This is a genomic window from Desulfobaculum sp., assembly GCF_054921475.1.
This window is the reverse complement of sequence record NZ_JBUDSW010000197.1, coordinates 1-7,073: the sequence shown is the minus strand read 5'-3', so window position 1 is coordinate 7,073 and position 7,073 is coordinate 1. Positions and strand designations below refer to the sequence as shown.

The window sequence follows — 7,073 nt, the reverse complement described above, 5'->3', positions numbered from 1 at the left end:
CCCGCCCCGGGTCCACCTGCCGCACGCGGCGCGCATCGCGCCACAGGGGCAGCACCAGCCCCGCCCGCAGAAACAGCCGCGCCCAGTCCCGCAGGGTAAAGCGGTAGGAGTAAAACGCCCGCACATCGCGGTCCACCCGGCGCATAACGCGCCGCTTCTTCTTGCGCACAAAGGCTTCCGCGTCACCGGCGTGGATGTGCACCACCCCGGCCCGAACCTTGGCGAACGCCCTGCGTCCGCTCTTGACCAACTGGTGCACCACATCCACATGCAAAAACGGCGCATGCGGCACACGCATCAGGTCCGCCCGTCGCACAATGAAGCCGTTGGCCCCAAGGGGCGGAATGCGGTCCGGGTCCGTCAGCACCGCTTTAATGTAGTCTCCCCTGTCCTCCTCGGTGCGTGGCGCTCCCGTCCAGTCGCCGGTGACGGCGGAAAATCTGTCGTAATAGCCAAGGTACAGCGCCACAGGGTCATCCCCGCCAATGGCGGCGCAGTAGCGCGTGGGCACGCTGTCCCCCTCACGCGCCAGATAGTTGAGCGGCTCGCTGGCGCAGATGTCCGGGTCGGCAAAGGGCGCGGTCATGCGCGTCAGCCAGTCCGCGCCCACAAGAACGTTGTCGCTGTCGAGGCAGCACACCAATTCCCCACGTGCGGCGGCAAAACCAATGGGGCGGCCCTTGGGATGGATGACGTGCGGATTCTCCAGCACCGTAGCGCCGTACTCCTGCGCCACCTCGCGCGTGCCGTCCGTGGAGCCGCCGTCAAGGATGAGCACCTCCACGGCCTGTGGCGGATAGTCCTGCGCCGCAATGGACGTCAGGCACTCCCGCAGCACCGCCGCGCAGTTGTAGGTGGGAATGACGAAGGACACCACGGGATGCGCGCTCACAGATACGCCCTCCTCCACTGCATGTAGACCAGCATGGCCCACAGCAGCTTTCTGTTGTCCCGGCGGCCGTCCACGTGCTCCTCAATGCGGCGCGTCACGTAGCCGGGGGTAAAGTGCCCACACGCGGCAAGCTCGCTTTCGGCCAGCGCTTCGCGCATGGTTCCGGCAAGCTCGCGCCGCAGCCAGCGCCCTAGGGGAAAGCCAAAGCCCTGCTTGGAGCGGTGCACAATCTCGCGCGGCAAATACCGCTCCGCCACCGTGCGCAGCACGCTCTTGGTCCGCCGCCAGCCCCACTTGTAGCGCACGGGCAGGGCGTGAACATAGCGCGCAAAATCATGATCGAGATACGGCGCGCGCACCTCAAGGGCGTTGGCCATGCTGGCAAGGTCCACCTTGTGCATAATGTCGCCGGGCAGATACCATTCAAGGTCCGCGCGCTCCACGCGGCGGCTCGTCTCCGCCCCCGGCAGGAATCCGGCCTCGGCCTCGCGCGGGAAGCGCGGCGCGGCCAGCGCGCCATGGGCAAACAGCCTTTCGCGCTCGCCCGCCATCACATGGGCCTGCCACTCAAAGTGCCGCTCCAGCACCGGCAGGCCAAGCCCCGCCGTGAACCGCCGCAGCCGAAAATCAAGGCTGAAGTCCTTGTAGGAGGTGGGCAGCAAATCCACGCCCCGCCGCACACCGGAAAACACCATGCGCGGCAGCCAGTCCACAGCCCCGGCAAGGGCGTGGGCAAGGTGGGTGGGATAGCCGTAAAACAATTCATCCGCGCCGTCGCCGCCAAGGGCCACCGTCACATGCCCGCGCGTGAGGCGCGACAGCAAATACGTGGGCACCAGCGACATATCCGCAAAAGGTTCATCCAGCAGCGCGCCAATATCCCCGGCCACCTCGCGCGCGTGCCCCTCCTGCATGGGCAGATAGGTATGGTCCGTGCCAAGGTGCTCCGCCGCCATGCGCGAGTAGCGGCTCTCGTCAAAGGACGGGTCGTCGTGCACCACGGAAAAGGTTCTGATGCGCGGATGCTCGCGCGCGGCAAGGGCGGCCACCAGGCTGGAATCAATGCCGCCGCTCAGGAACACCCCGAGGGGCACGTCCGCCTCCAGCCTCTCGGCCACTGCGCGGGTGAGGGCGCGGTCCACGCCGTCCACGGCCTGCGCGTAGGTGACGCCGTTCAGCGAGCCCACTGCGCCGTCAAGGCTCCAATACCGCCTGCGCTCCTCGCGCTGGGTGGCCGCGTCAAAGACCAGCATCTCCCCGGGGCACAGCTTGGACCATCCGGCAAAGGCGCACTGCGGCGCAGGGATGTAGCCCAGCACAAAGTACGTCGACAGCGCGTCCACATCCTCACCAAGGGGCACCGCACCGCGCATGGCCTTCATTTCGGACGTAAAGGCCAGCGCCCCGCCCTCGCGCCGCCAGTAAAGGGGCTTCTCGCCAAAGCGGTCGCGCGCGAGGATGAGCCGCCGCCGCGAGCGGTCCCACAGGGCAAAGGCAAACATGCCGCTCAGGCGCTCCACAAACGTGTCGCCCCACTCCAGATACGCGGCGGGGATGACCTCCGTGTCCGAGTGGCCGATGAAGCTATAGCCGCGGGCGGTGAGTTCGGCCCGCAGTACGCGGTGGTTGTAGATTTCGCCGTTAAAGACCACCACAACCCGGCGGGTGGCATCGTGCATGGGCTGGCGGCCATTCTCGGTCAGGTCGATGATGGAGAGCCGCCGGTGCCCAAGGAGCACCCCCTCACCCTCCCACACGCCGGACTGGTCCGGCCCCCGGTGGGCGATGGCGTCCAGCATTGTGGTAAAGGTTCCCGCGTCCACACCAAAGGCGGACGGCTCCACCATGCCAAGGATACCGCACATGCTACGCGCCCCCATCCGTAGCGGCGACGGAGGTCGTCTTGTCCTTGGGGGCAAGGACCGCGCTCATCAGCTCGCTCCGCTGGAGGGTGTCGTACAGCGCCGCAGCGATGACGGCGTCCCCCGGCGGGTGCAGATGGATGCCATCCTTACGGAAATAGGTTTCGCGCACCACTTTGCGCGGCAGGGCGTCAAAGATGCGTTCCAGGTCGCACAGCGCCGCGCCGCGCTCCTGCGCTACCTCGCGCACAATGGCGTTGTAGCGGCGGTGGGTGGGGATGAGGTCCGCAAGGTCGTGCAGCCAGCGCCGCTTGAGGTACTCCGGTTCCTTGCCGCGCTCATGGGATGTGGGAGCGGTCAGCAAAACGGGCGAGGCCCCGCCGGCGCGGCACATATCCACCATGGCCTCAAGGTTGGCGCGGTAGTCCGCCTCGGTGACGCGGTTTTTGCCGAGGGTAATGACACCGGGCTTGACGAGGTTCGTCGCCCACAGCTTGTTCATAAGCTGCACCACCCGCAGGTGGCTGAGGCCCATGGGCAACAGCACGGACGAGATGTCCTTGTCCTCCACACCAAAGCTGGCCCAGTGGTCGTTCCAGCCAAAGTAGATGGTCACCACCTTTGGCCGAAGCGGCAACACGTCGCGCGCCACCTGCACCCGGCCCTGATAGGACGACCACCCGGCCACACCGGCGTTGAGGAACGGCACGCTCTTGCCGGGGCTGTCCGCCTCCACCAACTCCGCAAACTGTGTGTCGTAGGAACCAATCTGCGTGCAGGAATCGCCAACGAACACGATGCGCGGCGGATTCTCGCGCGCCTGTTGGAAGGAGTCCGCGTAGTCCTTGGTCACCCAAAACAGGTCGTCGTCAATGGTGTAGGCCTCGCGGATGGCCTTGGGGTGCGGCCAGCCAAACTGCACCTGCGTCAGGTACGGCTCAAAGGACCACCCGGCAATGCGCAAGGTCGCCTCCACCAGCCCCACGGCAAACAGTACCGACACCGCAACAAGCGCAAGGGCGATACGCCACCGCCGGAAACCACCACTCATGATGCGTCCTCCTTGTGGGCCTGTGCAGGGATGACCGACTCCGCAGTCCATGGCCGCCGCGCGCCGCGGCGCCGCAATTCGCGCGCAAAAAAGCAGAGAATGCGCCACCCCGTGGGCAGCGCCTTAAAGTGCGTTGTCCCGGCCAGCCGCCCGCCCTCGCGCACGGGGAATTCCGCGCGCGGCAGGCGCATGCGGTAGGCGCGCACCACCATTTCCAGATCAATGCTCACGCCGCTGCGCTCCAGCCCCATACGCCAGAAGGCGGCGGTGGTAATGCCACGCACGCCGTGCAGCACATCGCCAATGCGCGCGCCTTCGCGCTTCCATACCAGCGCGGCGGCAAGGGCCAGCCCCTGCACAAACCATTTGCGCGGGCGGAAGAAGGTGTCGTCCTCCTCGTTGCGCCCGCCGGGAGCGTTGCGGCTGGCCACCACCAACTGCGCCCCGGCGTCGAACGCTTCGCGAAAGCGCAACACGCAGGCGGGGTCAATGCTGCCCTTGGGGTGAAAGAACACGATGGCGTCGCCCGTACACTGCTCTACGGCCTCAAAATACGCCGCATTGTAGCCCTTGCGGCGCTGGGGGCGCACGTCCACGCCTTGCTCCCGCAGGTATTCCACCGTGCCGTCGTCACTGCCGCCGTCCAAAGCAAACACCTCGTCAAAGGCGTCCATGGGCAGGCGCGGAATGTCATGACGGCATCCGTCCACCTCGTTCCAGCACAGTATGCACAGCGTCAGCCGCATGCACGCTCCCCGCCGCAGTCCCGCGCGGTCATCCGGTCCGCCATGGCAAGGGCGCGGGCCACCGCCACATCGGAATTCACATGCTCCCACTCGCCCCAGCGGCCAAGGCCGGTAATGCCCATCCCCTCGGCCCAGCCAAGGATGCGCCGCATGCGCTCCGGCTTGCGGGCGGTATTGAGCGGATACGCGTACTCATGCGCAAAGCCTTCGCCCTGCGGCGCGCGGTGCAGGGCCGTCTCGGTCCAGCCGCCGCGCGAGCCGGGCAGGAAATTCTGCCGCCACAGTTCGCGGTGATGCGCCACATTCTCGTCCGGCACATACACCCAGTGCGCCCGCGTCTGTGGCCGCGCCGCCACAGGAGTCACACGCACGCCCACATGCCGCAGGGCCGCCATGTCCCCCGCCACGGCATCCGGCACCCCCGGAAACTCCCGCCACTGCGGCCACGGGATGGTGGTAACGATACGCTCCGCGCGCCACTGGCCGTTCACCGTCAGGGTGTCCGGCTCCACAGCGCGCACGGGGGTCGCGGTGAGAAGCCGGTCCCCCAGCGCCTCGGCCATGCGCCGCCACACCTCGCCGTAGCCCGCCGCGCGCGGATAATAGAACGCGGCATGCGCCGGAACCTTCCCCGCTGGCCGCCGCGCAAGGCAGCTCTCGATGCTGTCGCGCAGGGAGACGTCCGGGAGCTTCTCCAGCCAGTAGGTGCCAAGGCGCGACAGGTCTTCGCCCCACAGTTTGCGGTTGTAGGGCAACATGTATTCGTCAGCGATGCGCCGGCCCAGCTTCCACACAATCCATTCCTCGAACCCTGTGGGCCGCGGCGCTCCCGTGGTGCATCCTGCCTCGGCAATGGAGACCAAAAACGCCACCTGCTCTTCCAGCGGCAGCTGCCAGAGGTTCGCCTCAAAGGGATAATCCATCTCCGCGCCCCTGTAGCGGATGGTGGAGCGGCGCTCGTGCCGCGCCCACTCGCTTTGGGGCATAAAGGAAAAGAGCAGATCCAGCACGGCAGGGTCGCGCACATCAAGGAAGTGCCCGCCGCCAATGTCGCAGGGCGCGCCATCCACCTGCCTGCTGCGGCACAGCCCGCCGGCCTCCTCCTCGGCCTCAAGGACGATGAAGGAGTCCTCGCCACGGCGCAGGAGCCCATGGGCAAAAGCAAGGCCTGACGGCCCCGCACCGAGGATGGCAAACCGGACATGCTTCACGGGCGCGCTCCCTGCCATGCGATGGCGGTTCTTTGAAACATTTCAGAGATTCATGCCACAATACACGCTCCGCACCACTGCGCCAAGGCGGGGCGTCATCTTTTCGGGTCCGGGGCCCCGGCGCGCTGCATGAGCGCCGCCTCGTCCACGCGCACCGCCCACTTGGGCTTCATGCCCGAAAAGTGAAGCGTCACCGGCGAAACCTGCGGCGACATCAACCACGATGGGGCGGCATCCAGAGGAACAATATACGTCCCGCTACCGCCAGAAAATGTCATGCTGTGGCCGGGTCCGTCCCCCCACCGGGCCTCAACGCGCCCCACCGCGCCGGGAACGTTGTACCGCAGACGCAGCACAAGCAGCCCGGCCCCGCGCCCGTTTGCGTCGTCCCCGCCGGGGACGACGGTCACAGCGGATTGTCCGTCCTTGGGGCGCAACCAGCCGCCGGTAACGGGGACAGCCGGGTCCGGCTTCACAGCGCAGGCCGTCACGGGCCGCATCTGGTCCACAAGGGTCGCCTCGGACTGCCCCCACGACGCTGGCAAGCGCTCCACATCGCGCTGGTAAAACGCCCGGTTCCACAGCGACAGGGCCGTCTCGTCCACCATGCGCGCCACGGTCACGCCGCCGGGCAAGGCTGTGGCGCGGTCCATCACATCGGGCCGCAGCAAAAAGACCAGCCCGTACCACTCACAGGGCACGTAGTTTTCCATGACGTAACGGTAGACAAGATGGGCGCGCAGGGCGGCGGTGCCACCGTTGTGGTTTTGGTTGTCGGCGTAGGCAAGGACAAGGGGCGGCGGGTCCGCGCTCAGCCGCGCCACGGCGCGGCGCTGCTGGCCGGGATGCGGCATGTTGTACACGGCGGGGATGTTCACGGGGACACGCTTCTTAAAGTAGAAGTACTGCGCGTTGTGATTGGTCATATCAAAATACGTTTCGCCGCGACGCAGGACGGCGTCCAAAAGCATCCGCACCTTTTGCAGGCGGTTCATGTGCCGCGCCTCGCGGCCGGGGCGCTTTTTGATATAAAAGGTCTGCAAGCTGGGGATGCCGATATCCGCCCCCTCAAACAGCGGTACGGAATAGCGCGGCATATTGAACAGCGCCTGCACGCGGGCCTGCGGCAAAAACTGCCAAAACCCGTAAACCATGCCCACCACTCCGGCGGCTAGGGCCAGCCCCCACAACCGCCGCGCCATGGGCCATCCGCGCCGCCGCGCAAAGAGCACAAGGGGCAGCAGTGCGCCCATGGCCCACATGGTAGCCACACCCGGGCGCGACATGCCGGACCCAATGCTCCCGGCGGAG

General features: G+C 66.8%; 6 protein-coding genes. All 6 read right to left on the bottom strand.

The window, feature by feature from the left end:
• Positions 1-892 (bottom strand): glycosyltransferase family 2 protein (locus ACY69P_RS12310; protein ID WP_462327682.1); only part of this gene is annotated, 892 nt, incomplete at its 3' end.
• A complete protein-coding gene (gene asnB / locus ACY69P_RS12305; protein ID WP_462327681.1) occupies positions 889-2,757 on the bottom strand; it encodes an asparagine synthase (glutamine-hydrolyzing) in 1,869 nt (622 codons plus the stop codon). The genes asnB and ACY69P_RS12310, both read right to left, overlap by 4 nt.
• A 1-nt stretch (position 2,758) precedes the next feature.
• Positions 2,759-3,805 (bottom strand): SGNH/GDSL hydrolase family protein, encoded by a 1,047-nt coding sequence (locus ACY69P_RS12300; protein WP_462327680.1) that lies wholly within the window; start codon positions 3,803-3,805, stop codon positions 2,759-2,761.
• Positions 3,802-4,551, bottom strand: coding sequence for a glycosyltransferase (locus ACY69P_RS12295; protein WP_462327679.1), 750 nt, complete (start codon positions 4,549-4,551; stop codon positions 3,802-3,804). Before ACY69P_RS12295 ends, ACY69P_RS12300 begins: the two co-directional genes overlap by 4 nt.
• Complete coding sequence (locus tag ACY69P_RS12290) at positions 4,542-5,762, bottom strand: protoporphyrinogen/coproporphyrinogen oxidase (protein WP_462327678.1); 1,221 nt, start codon at positions 5,760-5,762, stop codon at positions 4,542-4,544. The genes ACY69P_RS12295 and ACY69P_RS12290 overlap by 10 nt, the downstream gene beginning before the upstream one ends.
• Before the next feature lie 95 nt (positions 5,763-5,857).
• A partial coding sequence (locus ACY69P_RS12285) for a hypothetical protein (protein ID WP_462327677.1) occupies positions 5,858-7,073 on the bottom strand: 1,216 nt, incomplete at its 5' end.

Excerpts from the sequence above, each read along its gene's own strand:
- asnB (WP_462327681.1), bottom strand. The coding sequence starts at position 2,757 with ATGTGCGGTATCCTTGGCATGGTGGAGCCGTCCGCCTTTGGTGTGGAC.
- ACY69P_RS12300 (WP_462327680.1), bottom strand. The coding sequence starts at position 3,805 with ATGAGTGGTGGTTTCCGGCGGTGGCGTATCGCCCTTGCGCTTGTTGCG.
- ACY69P_RS12295 (WP_462327679.1), bottom strand. The coding sequence starts at position 4,551 with ATGCGGCTGACGCTGTGCATACTGTGCTGGAACGAGGTGGACGGATGC.